We start from the raw sequence: 21,695 nt of genomic DNA on the forward strand, positions 1-21,695 counted from the left end.
TCAGTAGCCATTAGCTGAGAACGGTAGGTGGTCACGCTTATAGATCAGCATATCGCAATGCATTTCACAAACAGTCTTTTTATCTTGATTCTTACCATAAATCACAATTCGTACCAACCCAGCATCGGAGTGTTCACTACCTGCCTGCACTTCCAAAATTTCACTTTCAGAGTATAAAGTATCACCGCCAAAAGCTGGTGCCACCATGGCAATTTTCCCCCACCCTATAATTTTTTTCCTCCGATTATATGTTTTCCAGATCAGCCCCATTAACTGCTGAACAGCCAAGGTAGTATCTATCAGTGGTCTACCAAACTCAGTTTGGGCGGTATAACACTCATCAAAGTGCAGCATTGCCTGGTTTAATGTATTGATACACTCTTCCTTGTTGTCATGCTGACTTATGGTGACCCCAGGCCTATGCCGAAAAACCTGCCCCACTTTAAAGTCCTCAAAATCAAGACCATAACGCTCTCTGTAGCGATTATCGCCGGTTTCAATATACGCGGGGAAATAATAGCGGGGCATAGAAACCTCTTACTTAACCAAAAGGCTCTGGTGAGTTGCGCTCTACAACAGCAACGTCACAATCCCTTCGAAGCTGCCACAGTTTTCAATGCCCGCTCAACCACTGGCATATCCACCATCTGTCCATCAACTACAAGGACTCCTCCGTGGTTCTTTTCATAGGCTTTCAGTACTCGCTGAGCATGCAATAGCGCTTCACTGGATGGTGCCAATCCTTGGTGAATCGGTTTAATTTGCCGTGGATGGATGGCTACTTTTCCAGAAAACCCCAGAGCGGAGACCCTCTGCGTTTCCTCCAATAGACGTCTTTCATCATCCAATTCCAAAAAGGGGCCATCTACAGCATCAATACCGGCAAATGCAGCAGCCTGAACCAGCCGCCCCCGACCATATAGAAGAGCATCCCAACTCATATCTGACCCAACAGCCGCACTGTAATCAGCTGCACCAAAGGCCAAACAGACCACCTCCTCTACCTGAGCAATACTCAACGCATTTTCCAAACCTTTAGGGGATTCAATCAGGGCTATTATTCGAATTGTTTTATGGGAGGGGGCCATAACCTGGCAAAAACCAATCACTTCCTCTGCGGATTGAACCTTGGGAAGAATCACAACATCTGGCAGCCGTGGCAGATCTAGCAGCATCAGCATATCCTTGATGCCGCAATCGCTGTCAAGCTGGTTGATTCTCAACGCGCGCTGAGTGGGAACAATATCTTTTCCTGTAAAGAATTTGACCACCTGCTCCCTTGCGGTGTCTTTATCTTCCAGGGAAACGGCATTTTCCAAATCCACACAGGCAACATCTGCCCCGCTGGCCACTGCTTTTTCATAGCGATCCGGCCGGGTCGCAGGGACAAACAGGACGCTGCGGAAGTACTTGCTTTTGTTAATGACACTGCCCATCTGGTGGCACCCTTTCAACAAATTTACAGATAGCCGAATATCCATTCCCGGTGCACTTCTCAACAACCGGATTCCAGACCAATCCAGTAGCTCACCCAAAAGATTAGCAACTCTGTATTGAATCGCGACATCCACCTTCAGTGAGTCCTGCCTAGCAGCCAGGTCGCCAAAATACGAGTGACCAGTTATTCCCAATATCTACCAATTACCCCCCGCGAATTTACAGCTCCTACTCTATGCTGAGGAGTACGGCGTATCTGTATTTAGTGGAATATTCCGACATGTTACCTCTCTCAGGCTTGCGGATTGTGGCAGTGGAACAATATGGTGCAGGCCCTTTTGGCACCTTGTATCTGGCAAATTTGGGGGCGGAAATCATTAAGGTCGAAGATATATCCCGTGGAGGAGATGTAGGCCGTACCGTTGGCCCCTACTTCCTGGAAAGTGAGCCTGGGGATAATAGCAGCCTTTTTTTCCAGGCTTTCAATCACAACAAACGCAGCTTATCCCTGAATCTTTCTTCACCCCAAGGGCAGGAAATCTTGCACAAATTAATTCTTAGCGCAGATGCCCTGACCGATAACTTACGGGGAGACGTACCGGGCAAGCTGGGTATTACTTACAAACAACTGGGAAAGCTGAACCCCAAAATTGTTTGCGCCCACTTGACGGCCTACGGCCGGAATGGCGAAAGGGCCAAATGGCCAGGGTATGATTACCCCGTGCAGGCGGAAGCAGGATATTTCAAATTAACAGGTGACCCTGACGGTCCGCCCACCCGGTGTGGCTTGTCCTTGGTGGATTTATCCACTGGAGTAGCTCTCGCGCTGGCCGTTGTTTCCGGAGTGCTTAGTGCTAGGGAAACTGGCAAGGGTCGAGATATTGATGTCAGTCTTTTTGACAACGCTTTATATAATTTAAGTTATGTGGCCATGTGGCAATTAAATGCAGGGCACAACCAAAAGCGGGTGCCGCGATCAGCACACTTTTCCCTGAGCCCTTGTCAACTTTATAAAACAAAGGACGACTGGATTTACCTGATGTGCAATAAGGAAAAGTTCTGGAAAGCCCTGTGTCAATGTATTGAATATCCGGAATTAGCTGACGCACCCAAGTTTGTAAATTTTAGGGAGCGTAGGAAAAACCAATCGGAGTTAACTGAAATACTCGATGAGATATTGTCAAAAAAAGATACCGCAGAGTGGCTAAAAATTTTAGCTGGTCAGGTGCCAGCAGCCCCGGTATATGACGTTGAGCAAGCGCTAACAAACCCCTTTGTTTCCGATACTGACCGCATCCAAACAATGCCCAGTGATCACGGCAAGGATATTAAAATACTGGCGCCGTCAATTCGCTGCGATGGAGAGATGGTTAATTTCAAGCGGGCTCCTACCCTGGGAGAGGACACCAAGGATATCCTGGCTGAGCTTGGCTATTCCGGGGCTGAGATAGCCAAGCTCGCCAAATACGGCATCATTTGAAAGAACTATTGATCATCGAGAACCTGAAAATTCTCTGCCAATAATTGTGCCTGCAATTGTGACCACTGATCCTCGGGAAGTGAAACTGGCACAGTGACGTTACTGGCATATTCCACCTGCCCGCAATTCCCCAGGTGACGCCCCACTAAAAAGCGCAGGCGGGCTTCCTGGGCAAAATCACAGCGAACCAAAACATGCATCAGGGGAACAAAGGGCTGCAATGGAATATCTTGCAGCGCGGCACCTACCGCACCGCGATAGGCACGCATCAAGCCACCCACACCAAGCTTGGTGCCACCAAAATAGCGGGTCACTATAGCGCCCACATTGCCGACACCCTGCTTCAGCAGCAATTCCAGCATTGGCCGCCCCGCGCTACCACCGGGCTCGCCGTCGTCATCTGCCTGCATTACTTCCGGGTTGGAAGGATTGCCGATCACCAACGCGGTACAGTGGTGGCTTGCATCGGGATATTGAGCGCGGACAGTTTCCAGCTGCTGCTGAAAAGCCGCTTTATTCTCTACTGGCCCCAGCCAACAAATAAAACGGCTCTTCTTTTCTTCTGTCTCACTGACAACGGGAGATGAGGGAATCTGATAACTCACCGACAATATCGTCCCAGCGCTGGTTTTTTAATTTTTCGTACAAGGGCTGGAGCTTGGTCTGCCAGACTTTATTGTCGACAACGCCAACGTGTTTGCACCGAATAGTCCCTTCGGAATCCACCAGGAAAGTTTCCGGCGCACCGAAAACACCGAGGTCCAGAGCCAAACGGCCATCTCTATCGGCGAGGCTATACAAGTAGGGATTGTGGAATTTCTCCAACCACTTGATTGCTGCCTCATCCTCATCTTTGAGGTTAACGCCAACGATCGGCACACCCTGCTCAGCCAGAGTATTCAAATAGGGGTGCTCTACCCGGCAAGCTACACACCAAGTGGCCCACACATTCATCAAATGCGGGCCATTGGGAAGATCTTTCTTCTCTACAATTTGGCTGTTATCCGCCACTTTTTGCAAAGAGAATTCCGGCACCGGTTTATTCAGCAGGGCCGATGGCATTTCCTGTGGATTCAGGTAGAGGCCCCGCCAAAATAACAGGGCCAACACGACAAATATTACCAGGGGCAAAAAGAGTTTGAGTCTAGACATTATCCTTTCCAACTATTACGCCGTAGCAACATTGCCTGTAACTTCTACATCTACAGGTTTAGCGGCTTTCGCTTTGCGATAGCGCTTATCCGCTACAGTAATAGCTCCACCGATCGCCATCAGAAGCGAGCCCAGCCAAATCCATACCACAAAGGCTTTGTACTGAAGTCGCACAGCCCAATCACCGCTTGGGTTAGACCTGTCCATCGGCTCACCGAGGGCCACATAAATATCGCGGAAGAGTCCGGTATCGATCGCCGCCTCTGTCATGGTGTTGCCACCAGACAGGTAATTGCGTTTCTGGGGATGCAGCTCTGCAACCGGCTTCCCGTCCTTGCTGACATGCAATACACCTTCAAAGGCCCGGTAATTAGGCCCCTGAACCATACGAACACCGTCAAATTTGAAGTCGTAACCGGAAACCTGGAAACTGTCCCCAGCACCCATACGCACATCTTCCTCAATGCTGTAAACGGTGGTCAGTACTACCCCCAACACAGAAACTGCCAGGCCGATATGTGCGATATGCATCCCGTAGTAACTGGCTCTCTGACGCTTAAGGCCGGCAAAGAATGAGCTGGAGTTGCGGGTTTTAGCCACGATATCAGCGATGCTGGAAGCAAAGACCCAGATACCAATAAAGATTCCCAGCGCCGCTCCCCAGTGGAAATCTCCCAGGGCCAGGGTCCACAGCAACGCAACTACCAACGAAGCGACAAATGGCAAACGCCATGCGCTCAGCAGTTTGTCCCAGCGGCTGTCTTTCCAGTTGGCGCGCACGCCCATACCCACCAACAGGCAGAGAACAACCATCAGTGGCACGAAGAAAAGATTAAAGAAGGGCGGACCCACACTCACCTTGCCCCAGTTCATGGCGTCGGCCAGCAGCGGGTAAAGAGTACCGGTCAAAACCATGCCCATAATCAGCATCAACAGGATGTTATTGCCAAGCAGGAAGGTTTCCAAAGAGCGGAAAGAGAAAACACTGCGAGCGCTCACTGTCGGTGCGCGCAGGGCAAACAACAGCAGCGAAGTGCCGACAATTACAGCCAGGAAGCCCAGAATAAAGCTGCCTCGCAGTGGGTCAGTAGCAAATGCATGCACCGAGGTAATCACCCCTGAGCGCACCAGGAAGGTGCCGAGTAGGCTGAGACTGAAAGCGAAAATCGCCAGCAGGATAGTCCAGCTCTTAAACAGCCCACGCTTCTCAGTTACCGCCAAGGAGTGCATCAAGGCAGTCCCCACCAACCAAGGCATCAGGGATGCATTCTCAACCGGATCCCAGAACCACCAACCACCCCAGCCCAGCTCGTAATAAGCCCACCAGCTACCCAAGGCAATACCCAGTGTCAGGAAGCCCCAAGCCACAGCCGTCCAGGGTCTTGCCCAACGGGCCCACACCGCGTCCAGCTGGCCACCGAGCAGTGCCGCAATAGCAAAAGCAAAGGCTACCGAGAAACCCACATACCCCATATAAAGCAAGGGCGGATGGAAAATCATACCCGGGTCCTGCAACAGCGGGTTCAGGTCAGAACCTTCCATCGGCGGGAATGGCAGGGTGCGATCAAATGGGTTGGAGGTAAATAGAATAAACAGGAAAAACCCGATCAGTACAAAACCGAGTACGGATAAAACCCGCGCGGAAAGCTCTGGGGGCAGCTGCTTACCAAACAGCGCTACTGCCGCAGCCCAACCAGCCTGAATCAAAAGCCACAACAGAATGGAGCCCTCATGCCCACCCCATACAGCGGTAACTTTGTAATAAACCGGCAGGATACTGTTGGAGTTCTGTGCTACGTAATTAACCGTGAAATCACTTTGCACAAAAGAAGTGGTCAGGCAGGCAAAAGCGATCAGAACGAACGCAAAAATACCCAGAGCCAGCGGACGCCCCGCATCCATCCACACAGGGCGCGATGAATAGCTACCGGCCATCGGCACTGTTGCGAGAGCAACCGAAAGCAGCAAGCCGACAATTAACGCAAAATGGCCCAGCTCAGGGATCATATTTTCGCTCCATCGGAACAACCTTCATGGGAAACCATGGTGTCGGCTACTTCAGGTGGCGTATAAGTTTCATCGTGCTTGGCCAGAACCTGGTCCGCACGCAGAACACCGCTTGGCATCAACTGGCCGGTAATCACTGCTGCTTCGCCTTCGGCAAATAGATCCGGCAGGATTTTGTCAAAGACTACGGAGAGTTGAGCCTCGCCATCAGTAATCACAAACTGGACTTCCAGGCTATCAGTAGTTCGCTGCACACTGCCCGGGACAACACAGCCTCCCGCGCGAATCCGCTTTTCCACCGGGACTTCACCCGCTGCAAAGGCCTTGGGGGCATAGAAATAATCGATATTGCCGCGCATCGCATAGGCTACAAAACCTACTGCTGCACTGGACAATACCACCAGGACAAGTACGAGTATCAGGCGTTGCTTGCGTACAGGGTGCATTGTCTAAGTCCTACTCCATAACTATTTAATTCTATTGCGCTGATAGGTTCTCCATCGCCCTATCCGCTGGAACCCGGCAAATTGAAATTAAGCCGGTTCCTCTGCTGTTTCTTTCTTTGTGGTTACTGTGCGCTCACTCACTGCCTGGCGGCGGCGCTGGGCAATTTTCTGCTGTCGCACCAGCTCTGCCTTCAGGCCGCGGCGGGCAATGTAAGGGTAGAGAGCCATCCCCGCGAGACTCAGGAAAGTCACCGCGTAGGACACCCACACAAATACACCGTGGCCGTCCATCGTCAGGAAATCAGCCAGGTTGGCAAATTGAAACCCCACTTTATCGACCTCCCGCCAGTTCTTCCTGTACCCACTTGGTGCGCATCTCGCGCTTGAGCAGCAGAGTGCGGGTGTGAGTCAGCAGGGTCCAGGCATACATACAGTAGAAACCGATAATCATGGTCAGCAACGGGTAGAACATGCTCGGATCAATACTGCTGGATTCGGTCAGGCGAATGGTCGCGGGCTGGTGCAAGGTAAACCACCAGTCTACGGACTTGTAAATAATCGGGATATTCACGGTGCCCACCAGGGCCAGCAACGCAGAAGCTTTGTCGGCGACTTGCTCCCGGTTCACTGCGTGGGTAAGTGCCATAACGCCGACATAGAGAAACAGGAGTATCAGCATTGAAGTAATGCGGGCGTCCCATACCCAGTAAGCACCCCATGTAGGTTTACCCCACACAGCACCGGTAAATAGCGAGACAAAGGTCAATACCGCACCGATCGGCGCGGCAGCGCGCATCACGGCAAAGGAGAGCTTCATCTTCCAGATCAAGCCGATAGCACCGCTGATCGCCATAATGTAGTAACCGGCCAGTGCCAGGAAGGCGGCGGGTACATGGATAAAGATAATGCGGTAACTATTGCCCTGCTTGGCATCTTCTGGGGCAAAACCCAGGCCCCAAACACTGCCTACAGCGAGCAATACAACACTAGCCAGCGCCAGCCATGGCAGCCAGGCTTCAGTTTTTTGATAGAACCAGCGGGGCGAACCCAGGCGGTGAAACCATTGCCAAGCCAAGAAAGACCTCCAAATCAATTATCCAGGCTAATACGTATTGCACCCGCAGCAGCGAGTGGCGCCAGTGCCGCAGCAGCCGCTAGGAGTGCTGCCAATATCGCCAGTTGGGCGCTGTAGGCATAGCCATCAATTGCCGCCTGAACTGCGCCGGTGCCGAAGATTAGCACGGGCACATACAGCGGCATAACAATTAGTGCCAAGAGCAAACCGGGGCGGCGCAAGGCAACAGTGAGTGCTGCGCCAATAGCTCCGATCAAACTCAAACTCGCGGTTCCCAGCAATAGGGAAACCAGCAAACAAACATAACCATCCACCGGCAGATTCAGCATTAAGGCGAGCAGCGGCGATAGCAATGCCAGCGGCAAGCCTGTGGCAATCCAGTGCACCAGGGATTTTGCAAGAACCGCAAAGTAAAGCGGTTGTGGTAACAGGGTGAGCTGCTCCAGGGTGCCATCTTCAAAATCACCTTTAAAAAGGCTTTCCTGGGATAGCATTGTGGACAGTAGGGCCATTACCCAGATCATGCCTGGAGCCATCTTTGCCAGAAGTTCGGGCTCAGGTCCTACCCCTAACGGCAAAAGTGCTAAAACCGTCACGAAAAATAATAAGGGGTTGGCAATATCTGCTCTTTTTCTCAACGCCAAGAGCATTTCAATCCGGAACAGCGCCATAAAACCGGGGCCACTGCGCACTTCGCTCACCGGCGTTTGGACATCAACTGTCGACATGCTCTCCCCCAAAATCCTCAAAAGGCTCAGAGACTGAATAGTCAGACAAATTAACCTCACTGAGTCCGGCTAATGACAGAGGTTGGTGTGAGGTCAGCAGAATTGAACCACCGCTATAAAGATGAACCGCCATTTGCTCTTCCAAAGCAGCAACACCCACAACATCGAGGGCAGTCAAAGGCTCATCGAGTATCCATAATCGAGGGGAATCAGGTAGAAATAATCGCGCCAAGGCAACACGGCGATTCTGGCCGGCGGAAAGGGAGTGGCACAAGCTATCCTCAAAGCCGGTCAGGTCGACTTTGTCGAGCGCATTGAGCGCGTCCTCATGGTCAGCACCATACCAGGTGAGGTTTTCCAGCGGAGTCAGGCCACTGCGCACTCCGCCCCTATGCCCGATATATAGTAAGGACTCACGCATCGCCGAGAGCGATTGCGGATAGGCGCTATCACACCAAAGGATCTCTCCAGTGAAATCACTGCTACTGCCAATCAAAGTGCGCAGCAAGGTCGTTTTACCCGCGCCATTACTGCCTTTGATTTGAATTGCAGCGCCGGCTTGAAGGGAAAACTGAAGGCCCTCAAACAAGCGCCGACCATCCCTTTCGCAGGCGAGATCTCTCACTTGCAGCACAACTTGGGACTTAGGGGTCACAGACATTCCAGGATAAAACCGCTCTGACAAATCTGAACGGCATTATACCGGCACCAGCGCTAATTGCATTGTCTCAGCGAGCAACATTTTAGCAACCCTTGATCTTTCGCAAGAATGCCCACTGATTCACACTGAAAAGCGCTATTTAAATTGGCACTGAATTGTAGTTTTGGTATTTTCACACCGTCGTGAGACGGTGTACCTGTTTCTCGCTGTACCCTCAAGGAAGTGGGTAATCTCAGAGGTCGACATAAAGCTGGCCCCCAAGAAGGGCCTATCCCTCTGCTCGTAAGGATGCGTGTCTATGAATAATCTCGCCACCCATATCGGTCCGTGGCTCGACGCTACTACTTTAATTGGCCAAGAAAGCCAGATTCACCAACAGCCATTTCCTTTCTTCGTTGCCAAGAACTTGCTGGCCGAGAACCTGATGGCATCCTTTGTCAAAGACTTCCCAAAGCTTAAAGGGGCAGGCTACCTTCCCTACGATAGAAGCAGTTGTGGCACCACAATAAATGAACTGATTGAACAGTTTAGGGCTCCGGAATTTGCCGATGCTATTGGCAACAACCTGGGTATTGAGAATCTTTCTCAATACCCAACCTATGTTTCCATTAGCCGTACACTCAAGAAACGCCACGGCCGCATCCATACCGACGGACAGTCAAAAATTGCTACCGCCCTGCTCTACCTAAACCCGGAGTGGTCCTTGGACGGCACAGGCTGCCTGCGCTTCTTAAAAAGCGGCGATAACTTTGAAGATACCGCAGCCCCGGAAGTAAAACCTTCGTACGGTACCCTGGCCGCATTTAAGCGAGCCGATAACTCGTTCCATGGGCACTTGCCTTTTGAGGGTAAAAGATTGGTTATCCAGGTAGCCTGGTTAGTCAGCGATGCTGACAAGAACAGAAAGGCCAAGCGCGGCAAATTAACTTCAAAACTCAAGCGTCTGCTGGGCTGGTTTGGAGGCAACTCTGCGGCCACACAAAATATGTAGCTACAGTCAACTCAATACCTACGATAGAGCCCGCATCCCTTACGGGCTCTGTACATACACATCTTCCTCCCTCTTTTCAAGGCAACCATTGTAAAAGCAATAAACCTAACAACTTTAATTAATGGGAAATACAATACGGGGAAACAGAGCCCAACGATTTAAAAACACAGAGAAGAGCTAGGGAAAAACAGCAGTGACTTGGGCAGGAAAGGCAAATTTTCAATAAAATCTATTAACTACGCAGAGTACAGTTTAAGCAACCCTATTTTTAGATTACTTTTATTTATTATCTGCACCCTGCATAGCTGGCTGTAGCCGTTAAAGTTTCAGCATATTTCGTTAGTCGAAATCATAGTCCATTAATTCACGCCTTAAACGCTTTTCCTCCAATTTGTCTTCTACCATTCGACGTGCGTCGCGTGGTGGCTGAGAGGTAGCTTCCTTCAGCACTTCAGTTGCAATTTGTGGAATACCCACATTATCAAAATCTAGGCGTCTTTCGTTAACGTGGCCGCTCATACGAAACTCCATAATCTTGATTAGAGAAAGCAGAAATATCCTTATCGCACCAAGGGTGCAATTGCAGGTTATCCAGCTCAATCAATCGTGGTCAAGCAATAATTTATCAAGTGGAAATGCCGCTTTCACTTCAAAACTTTCCAACTGATCCCTGAACAAAGCTATCCGCAAAAACCGCCATTTCGAAGTCAAAGTAGCGAAGAAAAAAGACAGATTTATGAAAGTTTTTCGAAAATTTTAAGAAAAGGGAACGACGGGAATAGCAGTAACCGGGTGGCGCCAATGTTACCCTCAGTGACACAACAAATTGGTACGATTTGATGGAAGGTGAGTTAATAGTGAAAAGCATGACATGACACAGGGCTTTCCACAGGCTAGAATAGCGCCGCTCTTCAGCAGTGCTGATACCCGCCCCCGTCGGTTAACAGGATAAACCACGGACCTCCTAAGTCCGGACTGGTGGTTCGAGTCCACCCGGGGGCGCCATACATATCAAGGCAAATTAGCAAACGACTGCCTTTGCCGAATGCATAAACAGCGCCAGGAACAACCCAGCCAACAGCACCCCACCCCAGAAGAGCCTGGTAGAACGGCTAATTGTTCTCCCGCGCCTGGCTTCGTTTCTTACAGTCTTTCCCATATCACAAATCCATTTGCCTACTTTTCGTCCATTCACCATAAATACTAACCGAAACCATTTCGCTGGTGAATCTCCATCTCAGGATAGACAAAGCCCGGCACAAGCCGGGCCCAGAACAATAGCAATGCAAGTATTGACGAACAGCGCCTACTGGTTAGTCCCGTTTGTGCCACTGCCACCATTACTATTGTTCATCTGAGTGCCATCCTGCATTTTTTTCTGCATCTTCATCATCTGCTTTTCAGCTTTGTCCTTCTTGTGGTGCATCCCCACCTTGTGCCACTCATCTTTGAACTTAGCCCAGAAAGATTCTTTTGGCGCTTTGGTGCAGGCGGTAATCACCATCGGCGTCACTTTTTCTGTGCCTTCAATATCCAGCATATCCCCCTCTTCCGTGCCTTTCTTGGCGTAGGCGGCAGCCCAATAAACTGCTTTAGGTTTAAACTCATCGTCGATAGCCAGGAAATCCGCACAGGTCCAGTCTTTCGCCGGCTTCTTGGGATGGTTATCCGCGAAGGCAGCAGAAGCAGCAAGACTGGCAATTACCAAAGGAAGAATGAACTGCTTACTTTTCACAATTAGATCTCCAAAATATCCAGGGTTATCACCCCGTAAATCAATTGCAGGTAATGTGCAATCCGCTCGCTACCCACGGGCCGGGGAGGACTGGCCGGCAAGTCACTAAAATGACTGCGACAAACAGCGAGGCAAGGAATAGCCCCGGATTCACCAGCCTTACGACAGCGGAAACGCAAGCCAAGACACTGAATCAACGAATGCTTGGCCCATTGAAAGGATAGACGCATTTTTCATTTTTTGGGGAAAATCAAAAACACATCCTTACCCACTTGCATACAAACTTTATTGTCCAGACGCATTCCATGTGAAGAAGCAGGCTTTACCTATGTACACCTTTAGCTATTAGCGCTCGGAATAGAGTTTGCTGCCTCCCATTTTTGACTGTGCCTACCCAGCCTTAGCAAAGAGAAACCTAACCAAATAAACCAGACTATTTGGGAAATTCCGAATATTTCTGTAAAGATATCGTCCGGATAGATAGTCGCAATTCCCGCCACTCCCACTAACACTCCGATAAAGTTTAATGGCCGGGAAAAAAGTCCAATTTGCAATGCAGCAATGCTAATTAGCAGAACCCAAAGTCCACCCACCAACTCATTGCCACCACCAAGACTCTCAACCATCAAGTATATTATTCCCCAGGTATCGAAAGCTTTCTGAACACTGACCTCCATAAGCCCCAAAGCATAGGCGAGCCCTATATTTGCGATCATACCGCTCGCTATTACAAGGCCCACCCAGACTGCTCCAAACAAGGATGCCAATGCAGCAATCTCTCTCCTCTTGCTTTTTAGCTTTTCATATAAGTTAACTACCACACAGCCCAGTAAGATCGCAAAGACCAAGTACATTAGGGTATAGGCAATATTAAAAATCAGTTGATTTTCTGCCAAGAACGTCATTTTTTCTATGGGGCTCCCATCCGATGGAAAAGGCCAAAAAGCACCAAAGAATACAAACGCACTAATATAAATTAACCCCATGCCAAACGCCGAGATACCAGCAACTCTATCCATAGCTCTCCCCTATCATCTTTGAACTCAATTCAATGCCTGTAAATATCACTTTAATTATGTAACCCAAGGAAGCCAAATTCGTAACACCCCACCCTATCTAAGCAGCAAGTAATCGCAGAAATGAATATTCAGCAAGAGAAGAAAGTCACAGTGCTTTAACCGAAGTGTACATTAATGCCATTTCTGACTAGCGTTCATGCCAGGACCTGTAGGTTAGGTGGATAGCTAAATATCACTATTGCCAATTAACCCGAAGGAGATAATAGGATGGGGAGCAAGGAGTGAAGGATCTAAATAATCCGGAGATCAGTGATTTCCATCAGGAGCCGATTTACTTAAAAATCAGCTCAATGTCAGCTCTAACGGTAGAGTGTCGTATTCAGTCTCCAAGCCGATACTTACGGGCCACAACCTCAAACTGACGAATATAAATGGCTTGAGCTGGCTTATAGGGCGGCAGCCACTGATCGGGCCCTTTATCTCCCTTACTGCGATTGTGGCCATCATCAACCAGCCACAAATTTGCAGGATCTTCTGCAAAAGCTCTACGCTGCTCCCGGCTCCAGCTAGCACCACCGTACTTATGAGCCCAAGATAGCGGTACTATATGCTCCACATCCAGATCCGAAGCTTTTTCAAAAAACCGTCCCGTATAGGGATCCATCCACAGGCCTGAAACCACTGTACAGCTCTTTTCATTGCTGAAGGCAACAGGAGCCAAAGAGAGACGGATCAATAGCTCCTGGCGAGTATTCTGGCAATCACCATCGACATCAGACCACCGTGGCAACCACTCACTGCGATCATAAGATTGAGGGGTTACTTCATAACACCCGCTGAGGGTCAGCATGGACACTATTAATAAAGACTTGAGTCGCATAAAGCTAAACTGCGGCTAATTACTGCTGGGGGAGCATTTTGATTATAGCTTTGAGCTCCGTCAAGAAGCCAATCCAGTTTGACATGAGCAAAAATCGGTACAAGTGTACTTTATCCACCCACTCCAACGAATGAATATCATTAAGCTAATATACGACTGAAAAAATTTAGATGGTTAAGAAATCGGTATGTAGTAACAATAGCTATCCCCTATACTACTTAAAGGTCGAGAACCATTACAGCAAGGATATAAGAGACAGAATAATGAAGTTATCTTTAGCACTAACTTTCATCACACTTCTTTCTGCCAACGCTTCATCTCAAGTCAACATCCCTGGCACCACACTCCAAGAACGGATATTTGAACTAAATCCCCCAGTAATAGATTCACCCACGATGTCCTTTTCGGAGATTAGACAGAGTATATTAAAACTCAATCAGTTTATTGGTGGATACCCACCCAGTTTTACAAATGAGAAAGAAAGAGAGTTGATCTATCGAAAATGGCTTGTATTAGTTTCCGAAGCAGAAGCATTTTACACAGTACATAATGGCTCAGAAGAGTCGCTTTACCTGCTATCAGAACTTTACCGACAGGGCCACAACATGGATGTAGAGGGTAGCGCGGAAAAAGCATTCAATAACCTAAGTGCGTGTCTTCACACTTTTAAAAAGTCCGTGATGTGCAACTTTTCAGCATCCTATTTCTACCTGTCAATTGGCCCCGCATACTTAGACAAAGCAGAGCTAAGCTTATCCATACTAAAAGAACATTTTAGCCCCAATCTTAACAGTGAGGTCGAATCTGGTTATGTATTCTTGCATATCTATCGCCAAGACATCCCCAAAGCAAAACAGCAAATCGACTTCTTTATCCAAAAATTCCCCAACTCTAGCAGAGTCGCAATGTTTGAAAACATAAAACAAAATTTAGGCGATACCATAGAGTGGAAACAACATTAACCAATGCCCTTTTATAACTCAGGAGCAGCACAGCGCTTCACATTAAACGGCTCAATAACTAAATCGCCGGACACTACCTATACGTCACTTTCCGAGCGATGTCTTACCCTCTAGGTTACTTAACAGCATTAAGCTATAGAAAGGAGGACGTAGCCCCTTCATTGTACAAGTGTACAGGCATTCAACCACATATAGCACCTCAACTACTTCGGTTAGCAGTTATTAACCTAGCGGCTACAGTCATGGCCTAACTTCTATCAAATACAAAATACTTACCTGAGGCTAATACACTTGTTTTAACAACTCTAAACATCCCATACAGAATGTCATTGAACGAATCTACAAGAAAATACAATGACCCGTCTGGTAAGATCAAAACCGCTTAGGTAAAAGTAAGGAAAAACTGATCGAATTCACTATAATCGAATAGCTCAGTAAAAAATCCAAGGAACATTAATTCGAGAGACAGTTGATAGGCAATTCCTCCCGCATTTAGAAAATATGATTCAGAAAATGTAAATTTAACCTTACCTCAATAACAGTACTCTGCAGGTCAACCTTCAACACTTTACGCCTCTTGTAATCCCCACTCATTAACAGTACAAGAGATATCCTATTTCGCACATAGACATACTGCAGATTAGCCATTTTCAAGATAACACGGAGTTAACGATCTAGATGAAAGAATCGCTGAGTTCGCTCAAAATTACCGTTGTTTTTTTAATTCTCACAGCGAGCCTCTACCCTATCGGATACTGGCTAATTTTTCACATGGAAAGCGCAGTACCCTTAATGCTTTCTGTTGGGCTTGCCACGGTCACAACATGCTTGATATTCAAGAAGAGCCTGGGCTCCTTAGGATGGTCTTGGGGAAGCTGGAAATATCAGTGGTTAAGCTATTTGGTACCCTTGGGCTATGTAGCAGCTGCCTACCTCATTATGTGGATCTTAGGTTTCGGGGAGTGGTATAACTCAGAATACGTTACGGCACTAAGAGAAGGGTATAAAGTAGATGGCTGGAGTGATACCAGTGTAATCCTCTTTAGGTTCTTAATTACTGCGAGTATCAGCTTTATATTGATACTGCCTGGAGTTTTAGGAGAGGAGATTGGATGGCGTGGATTGCTTGTACTTGAGCTCTCAAAGCTTATGTCCTTCTCAGGGATCGCATTAACCTCTGGGTTTACATGGGCCGCCTGGCATTGGCCCATGATGGTAGCAGGTGTCTACGGGAATGAAACAGCCCCTCTCAGCTATCAGTTGTTTTTCTTTACGCTAGGCTTAATGTCAATGTCAGTCATCATGACTTACGTAAGATTAAAGACTAACAGTGTTTGGCCTGCCGTTATTTTCCACATGAGTCACAATGCATTTATTCAAAAATTCTTTAATCCTTTGACCCTACAAAGCACAGATTCAGGCTGGTATCTCAATGAGTTTGGTATGGTTTTACCTGTAGTTATTTTTTGTATCAGCATTTATTTCTGGAGAAAGGGCCAACAAGAGTTCGGCTCCGCTCAACCAGCAAGCGAACTGTTGTCTCCAAAAAACTCTTGACGTAGCGCCATGGATGTATGACAGGGGCTTTGATTAAGAACAATCATGAGTTTTTGGCAATTTTACCGCAGGCATATAGAAATACATTATGGATAATGAAGTAGATATTTTTGCTCCAGTTACTGATCTAGGAAAAAGAGATGCCCTTGAATGCTGGAGATGGCTAGTTGGCAAACAGGCCTCCATGTGCCTTCTGACCTCCATGGGAGATTTATTCTTCAAAAGGAAGGAAGGCCTACTGAACAAGGAACGTGTCTATTTCCTAGATACTGGCACAGGAGAAATGGAACTTGCCGCTAAATCCTGGATTGTATTCCGAGAGATGATGGCAGCAATGAAAGATATTCCGGGCCACTGGTTTAAATATAGATTATTACTTGAGTTAGTGGAGCAACCATTAACTCAAGGTTGTTGCTATTCACCAATCCAACCACCGATAATGGGCGGGGAGTACATTACAGAAAATTATCAATCTATATCTTGGGAAGTCCATCTAGATCTGTTAGGACAGATACATGAGCAACTCAGCGGCCTTCCCCCAGGAACACCAATAGCTAGTATAAGCTTAAAAATTGAAGAAGATTGAGAGGCCACCATTCAAAAGGGTTATCCCTGAATCCAGCATTTAAATCTATAATTTATGTCAGGACTTGTCCTTATGATAAGCATTGAGTTTTTGATTACCTCTTTTATCGTTGTGTTGATACCGGGAACGGGAGTTCTATATACAGTTGCTGCGGGGCTATTCAAGGGTAAAAGGGCAAGTATTTCTGCAGCGTTAGGTTGTACGCTAGGCATCATCCCCTCTATCCTTGCTTGCATCATGGGGCTGTCCGTAATCATTCATACCAGTGCATTATCATTCCAGCTTGTAAAATATGCAGGGGTCGCGTACTTACTGTACTTAGCTTGGTCAATGCTTAAATCCAGCAACTCTCTGACTCTAGAAGAAAATCAAAAGAAACAGAGTTTAACTTCAATTGCTTTCAAGGGATTTATGATTAATATCTTAAACCCAAAGCTAACCATCTTCTTCCTGGCATTCTTACCCCAGTTTATTCCCTCTCAAATACAGAACCCCGTAGATAGTATGCTGATACTTGGGCTTGCCTTCATGGTTATGACCTTTCTGGTTTTCATTGTTTATGGCTTACTAGCAACAGTCATTCGAAATTATGTTATTCACTCAGAAAAAATTAGCGTTATCATTCAACGAGCCTTTGCTGGTAGCTTCGCAGCTTTAGGACTCAAACTCGCCTTTACGAGCAGGGAATGAGCCCCCCATTAACAAAAACAGTAAAGCGATTACTAACATTAAGTTTAATGTTGCTTCAGGCATACCCGATTCAAGCTTACCCCTAAGAATCTCAATCGTAAAAGAATAAGCACAAACAAGCATGAAAATTTTTTTGACCTTTTCGGTACTCGGATTTTTCTTAACTCCATCACCTGAAGTAGTCGCTTCAAAGGCAGACCTTATGACCAACAGCGCTATTGGTCAAATGCCCTCCCAGTCCTTTCCCTCTAGCGGCTCCGAATATTGGATAGAGCGAGAACAAGCAGTAAGTTTCGCAAAAACCGATGACTGGGAAAAAGCTATTCCCTTGCTCGAAAAACTAACCGCCCAATATAAAGATGATGGAGACACTTGGTTTTTACTCGGGCATGGATACATTGAGACGAACCAATGTAACAAAGCAATCCCCTCACTCAAACGAACCCTAGAACTAGGGACAATCATGTCGGGGATAAGATCAGCTTCATCCCCCTCTAACGATATAATGATTAAAATTGCACAATGTCATTCCAAAATGGAAGAGAAGGACCAAGCGCTGGGCTGGATTCAAAAAGCACTCGATTCCAGATGGGATGACCGGAAGAGTCTCATTGGCAGCAGCGATTTTCAACACATATCTCAAGACGACATGTATAAGGAGCTTTCAGGGGAAAGCCAGCTGGAAAATTTATCGAGAGATGAACGCTGGATGACAGATTTAAAATTCCTAGCTGATGAAATATTACGCCTACATGTTAACCCCTACCATCACTCATCAAAGAAAGATCTAGCATTACACATAAACGAAATTAAAACAGAAATCCCCCACTTAACCGACCAACAAATCGTATTTAGAATGATGGCGCTACTTGCCAGCTTAGGGAATGGACACAACTTTATTGTCCCAACCCACTCTAGGAATGGCTCATTCAGCAAGTTACCAATCCAGCTCTATTGGTTTAATGATGGGATATTCATTGTAGGTGCCGATACCGAATATAAGCATCTTGTAGGGAAAAAACTCCTTTCTGTAGCCAACCAGCCGATAGATGCAGTAATGAAAAAGATTGCCACTGTAAATGCCCGCGATAACGAAATGCAACAATACTGGCTGGGGCCTTACTATCTGGCTTTACCGGAGGTTCTCGAGGGTTTAGGCATAGTAGAAAGTGCATCGAAGATCCCACTAACTTTGGAAGAAAAATCAGGAGCCAAAGAGCAAGTAGTTCTATCAGGAAAACCTTTCAACTTTACAGGTTTTCCAACCTTACCCGCACCTAATAATAGGGACAACTTACTTTACCTAAGGAACAAGAAAGAAAACTATTGGCTTGAATACAATTCTGGCAATGATCTCCTATATTTACAATTTAATAGGGTCGCACAAGATAAGTCACACCCACTGGACGTATTCAGCAAAAAGATCACAGCATTCACCAAGGGTAGAAAAGTCAAAAATCTTATTCTAGATTTGCGTCACAACAGCGGCGGCAATGGTTCTATTATCCCTCCCTTAACAAGATCGTTAATTCATTTTTCAGAAAATAGCGAAGAGAATAATCTATTTGTGATTATTGGACGAAATACTTTCTCCGCTGCACATTTGTTACTTGCAGACCTCGATCGCTTGACTGACATCATTATTGTCGGTGAACCAAGTGGAAGCAGACCCAACCATTTAGGTGAAGCAGGATGGTTTAAACTTCCTTACAGCGGTGTCTGGGGAATTATTTCATCTCAATATCATCAGGCCTCAAAGGCCGAAGATCATCGTATCTGGATTGCACCACATGTTCCCGTAACACTCTCATCTGAAGAGTATTTCGCAGGAGAAGACCCCGCAATAAATCATATAATTAGAATAATAAGCCACAAAAAAGAAAAAGCAGCAATACCCTCACCAGGGTCAGTTATCACGGCAGGATTTTAGAGTAAATTATACAAAGGAAACGGATCAACATGTCTTTAACTTGGGTTATTGTAGGCTCATTTCTTCAATTGTCTTTTTGCGGATTCCTTTTTATGATGGCCGCATTCGCTGGAGGTGGCGTAGCTAATAGAGGAAATTTATCAAAACTATCATCAGTGATACTTGCGGCTTCCCTATACTTACTACCCTCAATTAGCATACTTGCCGCCGGTATTGTTATATACCAATACAACCATGGAGGGGACGCCTCCTCTTATTGGTGGCACTTCATGCCTATTGCGGCGGCGGCTTTATATATCATTTATATAAACTCACTATGGGAAAAATAGCGTAACATAAAAGAAGTCAATAGGAGCTTCGTCCGTGAGTAAATGCCTACTTTTTGATAACGACGGCACCTTAGTTGATAGCGAGCATCTCTCCAGTATTGGCTTAGCTATGATGTTCGAAAATTACAGAATAAAACTAGATGCTGATGAACTGGTCATAAGATTTCGGGGTTGGAAACTGGCAAGCATTCTATCCCTATTAGAAGAAGAGAATAATATCAAACTGAAAAGCAATTTTGTTGCAGCTTATCGCGATATAGTCACAAAACTCTTTATCAGAGAGTTAAAACCTGTTGAAGGTGTAGCAGACGCTCTTGAGGCACTTGATGGTGAGAAAGCGGTAGTATCTAGCGGCCCCCTGCAAAAAATCAAGCATGCATTAGATATATGTGGGCTATCTAAGTATTTCGGAAATAATTTATTCAGTTCATATGAAGTAGGTATATGGAAGCCTGACCCAGGCATATACCTACATGCCGCCAAAAGTATGGGCCACCATCCTGAGAACTGCTCCGTTATAGATGATGGGCCAGTGGGAGTTAAGGCTGGTAAAGAAGCAGGCATGAAAACTTACTTTTTTAATCGTTTTAATGAAGAATCTAATACCGTTGGCGTAGTGTCCTTTCTAGCGATGAGAGAGTTACCAAAACTAATAGGTAACTAATCCCCCAAGAACACTATACCTTTAGTTTATTAACATCATTCATTCAAGCTCATGCTACAACCGGTCATCATGGGCGGCAGAGAAAAGATGGTTCCCGACAAGCAATATCTATTTGGCTCTTTGCCCATGGGAGGTACAATTTAGCCATTAACAGTAGTGCAAAATATAAACAGAAAACCTATCATTCCATGTCTAATAGGATGTCGGTTTCACACGACACCTTCAGCACTAACCCTTGTACCCATCCTCACAAAACCTATATCTGGCTACAGTAAGAATGTTCTCAAAGTTATTTAAAAAGAGTAAACCACGAGTCTATCTGGATAAAATGATTGTCGTCTCACAGAATGAATTTAGCAAGATTGGTGCTTGGGGGGCTTTTAAGGGCGAAGATTTAGAGGCGGGCATTCGTCATAGGCTGGTAGAAATTTTCTCCTTACCACATATATCGAGTCGAATAGAACTTAAATCCAATGATTTAGCACTAGAGGTTGTAGTCTTAAAAGTAAGAGGGGGTGAGTTTGACACCGCATACTTTGGAGAATTTGGCGCAATGCCTGTATTCTGGCGGCCAAAGATTGAAGTCGCAGCTCGACTCTATTACGCCGACTCCAATAAAACACACTCCTCTTATAGGGCTCGAGAGAAAATGCCATGGAGAGAATATTTTTCAGGAGTATTCAGCCTAAGAGGGATGCTCAGACATAGGCCTGTTTTTGGAGCAAAAGAGCTAGAACCTATTCTCTATAGAGCATGTGAAAAGCTGCTTGCCAGTATGGTGAAGTCAGTATGAAATACTGTAGATTTAGGCAATCCGCTACTACTTACGGACTTATTTTTTCCTGCGATAGAGATATCACGGCCCTAAGACAGGATATTAAAGTAACCAGGACTTTTGAGAGTTATCGAGAGGGTGATTTTTAAGTATAGCCAGATTTGCAGATAAGCTACTAGACTGAGGGGGCTTATCAACCCCATACCCTTTCCAACTTAATAATAATATTAAAAGGCCCACTTGAACTGGCCTTGAAGTAACAATTAGGCACGGCTTGTGAAGGGTACTGCACTAAATCGTATACTTAACAATAACCTTAACTTTCTGGTGATTGTAATGCTCAAAATCAAAGAAGCCGCCGCTTTTATTCTATTCGCGTCCCTGATGGGGTGCTCCTCAGATACTCCAGAGGATCCCAAGCCCACCACACCGGTCGGTTCAGACAAGGATGCCCACGGGTGTATAAACTCAGCCGGCTACCTTTGGTGTAGTAAAACTAAAGAATGCGAACGACCATGGGAGCTTGCAGAGAAGGCTGGCTTTGCTAACACTCCCAGCAATTTTGATGAGTATTGCGGTAATAAATAGGGT

25 protein-coding genes and 1 tRNA gene are annotated in these 21,695 nt (G+C 46.6%); 11 read left to right on the plus strand and 15 right to left on the minus strand.

The annotated features are described in order from the left end of the window. Complete coding sequence (locus tag P0078_RS05725) at positions 1-528, minus strand: MaoC family dehydratase (RefSeq protein WP_282933510.1); 528 nt, start codon at positions 526-528, stop codon at positions 1-3. A 56-nt stretch (positions 529-584) separates the two neighbouring features. After that, positions 585-1,631: an HpcH/HpaI aldolase/citrate lyase family protein gene (locus P0078_RS05730; RefSeq protein ID WP_282933511.1), complete on the minus strand. Its 1,047-nt coding sequence runs from the start codon at positions 1,629-1,631 to the stop codon at positions 585-587. 86 nt (positions 1,632-1,717) lie between these two features. On the opposite strand from P0078_RS05730, the gene P0078_RS05735 reads away from it, so the two are divergent. Continuing rightward, entirely contained in the window at positions 1,718-2,917 is a 1,200-nt protein-coding gene (locus P0078_RS05735; RefSeq protein WP_282933512.1) for a CaiB/BaiF CoA transferase family protein, read from the plus strand. 5 nt (positions 2,918-2,922) lie between these two features. Here P0078_RS05735 and P0078_RS05740 read toward each other — a convergent pair whose 3' ends face one another. The 8 genes from P0078_RS05740 to ccmA form a co-directional block, all read right to left on the minus strand. Then, positions 2,923-3,522, minus strand: a complete 600-nt coding sequence (locus P0078_RS05740) for an IMPACT family protein (protein ID WP_282933513.1) — start codon at positions 3,520-3,522, stop codon at positions 2,923-2,925. Next, entirely contained in the window at positions 3,485-4,069 is a 585-nt protein-coding gene (locus P0078_RS05745) for a DsbE family thiol:disulfide interchange protein (protein WP_282933514.1), read from the minus strand. Before P0078_RS05745 ends, P0078_RS05740 begins: the two co-directional genes overlap by 38 nt. A 15-nt stretch (positions 4,070-4,084) precedes the next feature. Next, positions 4,085-6,076, minus strand: a complete 1,992-nt coding sequence (locus P0078_RS05750) for a heme lyase CcmF/NrfE family subunit (protein ID WP_282933515.1) — start codon at positions 6,074-6,076, stop codon at positions 4,085-4,087. Beyond that, a complete protein-coding gene (locus tag P0078_RS05755) occupies positions 6,073-6,522 on the minus strand; it encodes a cytochrome c maturation protein CcmE (RefSeq protein WP_282933516.1) in 450 nt (149 codons plus the stop codon). The genes P0078_RS05750 and P0078_RS05755 overlap by 4 nt, the downstream gene beginning before the upstream one ends. Positions 6,523-6,609: 87 nt before the next feature. Beyond that, entirely contained in the window at positions 6,610-6,852 is a 243-nt protein-coding gene (gene ccmD / locus P0078_RS05760; protein ID WP_282933517.1) for a heme exporter protein CcmD, read from the minus strand. Position 6,853: 1 nt separating this feature from the next. Next, positions 6,854-7,597: a heme ABC transporter permease gene (locus P0078_RS05765; RefSeq protein WP_282933518.1), complete on the minus strand. Its 744-nt coding sequence runs from the start codon at positions 7,595-7,597 to the stop codon at positions 6,854-6,856. Between the two features lie 14 nt (positions 7,598-7,611). Next, on the minus strand, positions 7,612-8,325 hold the full coding sequence (gene ccmB / locus P0078_RS05770) for a heme exporter protein CcmB (protein WP_282933519.1): 714 nt from the start codon (positions 8,323-8,325) through the stop codon (positions 7,612-7,614). After that, positions 8,312-8,980: a cytochrome c biogenesis heme-transporting ATPase CcmA gene (ccmA, locus tag P0078_RS05775; RefSeq protein WP_282933520.1), complete on the minus strand. Its 669-nt coding sequence runs from the start codon at positions 8,978-8,980 to the stop codon at positions 8,312-8,314. Before ccmA ends, ccmB begins: the two co-directional genes overlap by 14 nt. 304 nt (positions 8,981-9,284) lie before the next feature. On the opposite strand from ccmA, the gene P0078_RS05780 reads away from it, so the two are divergent. Continuing rightward, positions 9,285-9,977 carry a 2OG-Fe(II) oxygenase gene (locus P0078_RS05780; protein WP_282933521.1) on the plus strand — a complete coding sequence of 231 codons (693 nt, stop codon included), beginning with the start codon at positions 9,285-9,287 and terminating at the stop codon, positions 9,975-9,977. Between the two features lie 339 nt (positions 9,978-10,316). Here P0078_RS05780 and P0078_RS05785 read toward each other — a convergent pair whose 3' ends face one another. Continuing rightward, positions 10,317-10,496 (minus strand): PA3496 family putative envelope integrity protein, encoded by a 180-nt coding sequence (locus tag P0078_RS05785; protein ID WP_108735213.1) that lies wholly within the window; start codon positions 10,494-10,496, stop codon positions 10,317-10,319. 410 nt (positions 10,497-10,906) lie between these two features. Between P0078_RS05785 and P0078_RS05790 the strand changes: the two genes are divergently transcribed. Further along, positions 10,907-10,982, plus strand: a tRNA-Arg gene (locus P0078_RS05790). A gap of 301 nt (positions 10,983-11,283) precedes the next feature. On the opposite strand, the gene hdeA is transcribed toward P0078_RS05790, so the two are convergent. From hdeA to P0078_RS05810, 4 genes are all read right to left on the minus strand, one after another. Further along, positions 11,284-11,712, minus strand: a complete 429-nt coding sequence (gene hdeA / locus P0078_RS05795; protein WP_282933522.1) for an acid-activated periplasmic chaperone HdeA — start codon at positions 11,710-11,712, stop codon at positions 11,284-11,286. Positions 11,713-11,714: 2 nt separating this feature from the next. Further along, complete coding sequence (locus tag P0078_RS05800; protein ID WP_282933523.1) at positions 11,715-11,942, minus strand: hypothetical protein; 228 nt, start codon at positions 11,940-11,942, stop codon at positions 11,715-11,717. 108 nt (positions 11,943-12,050) lie between these two features. Continuing rightward, positions 12,051-12,731, minus strand: coding sequence for a hypothetical protein (locus P0078_RS05805; RefSeq protein ID WP_282933524.1), 681 nt, complete (start codon positions 12,729-12,731; stop codon positions 12,051-12,053). 379 nt (positions 12,732-13,110) lie between these two features. Next, complete coding sequence (locus tag P0078_RS05810) at positions 13,111-13,611, minus strand: HNH endonuclease family protein (RefSeq protein ID WP_282933525.1); 501 nt, start codon at positions 13,609-13,611, stop codon at positions 13,111-13,113. A gap of 263 nt (positions 13,612-13,874) precedes the next feature. Here P0078_RS05810 and P0078_RS05815 point away from each other — a divergent pair, with 263 nt between their 5' ends. The 8 genes from P0078_RS05815 (at position 13,875) to P0078_RS05850 (ending at position 21,692) form a co-directional block, all read left to right on the plus strand. Further along, positions 13,875-14,573 (plus strand): hypothetical protein, encoded by a 699-nt coding sequence (locus P0078_RS05815; protein ID WP_282933526.1) that lies wholly within the window; start codon positions 13,875-13,877, stop codon positions 14,571-14,573. Between the two features lie 678 nt (positions 14,574-15,251). Continuing rightward, positions 15,252-16,130, plus strand: a complete 879-nt coding sequence (locus tag P0078_RS05820; RefSeq protein WP_282933527.1) for a CPBP family intramembrane glutamic endopeptidase — start codon at positions 15,252-15,254, stop codon at positions 16,128-16,130. 88 nt (positions 16,131-16,218) lie between these two features. Next, complete coding sequence (locus tag P0078_RS05825; protein ID WP_282933528.1) at positions 16,219-16,716, plus strand: T6SS immunity protein Tdi1 domain-containing protein; 498 nt, start codon at positions 16,219-16,221, stop codon at positions 16,714-16,716. Positions 16,717-16,788: 72 nt separating this feature from the next. Beyond that, positions 16,789-17,406: a LysE family translocator gene (locus P0078_RS05830; protein ID WP_282933529.1), complete on the plus strand. Its 618-nt coding sequence runs from the start codon at positions 16,789-16,791 to the stop codon at positions 17,404-17,406. Between the two features lie 121 nt (positions 17,407-17,527). Beyond that, entirely contained in the window at positions 17,528-19,336 is a 1,809-nt protein-coding gene (locus P0078_RS05835) for a hypothetical protein (RefSeq protein WP_282933530.1), read from the plus strand. Positions 19,337-19,699: 363 nt separating this feature from the next. Further along, positions 19,700-20,329, plus strand: a complete 630-nt coding sequence (locus P0078_RS05840) for an HAD-IA family hydrolase (RefSeq protein WP_282933531.1) — start codon at positions 19,700-19,702, stop codon at positions 20,327-20,329. A gap of 277 nt (positions 20,330-20,606) precedes the next feature. Next, positions 20,607-21,122 carry a hypothetical protein gene (locus tag P0078_RS05845; RefSeq protein ID WP_282933532.1) on the plus strand — a complete coding sequence of 172 codons (516 nt, stop codon included), beginning with the start codon at positions 20,607-20,609 and terminating at the stop codon, positions 21,120-21,122. 318 nt (positions 21,123-21,440) lie between these two features. Next, positions 21,441-21,692 (plus strand): hypothetical protein, encoded by a 252-nt coding sequence (locus P0078_RS05850; protein ID WP_282933533.1) that lies wholly within the window; start codon positions 21,441-21,443, stop codon positions 21,690-21,692. Positions 21,693-21,695 lie beyond the last annotated feature (3 nt).

It is taken from the genome of Microbulbifer sp. VAAF005, assembly GCF_030012985.1.
Classification (GTDB): domain Bacteria; phylum Pseudomonadota; class Gammaproteobacteria; order Pseudomonadales; family Cellvibrionaceae; genus Microbulbifer.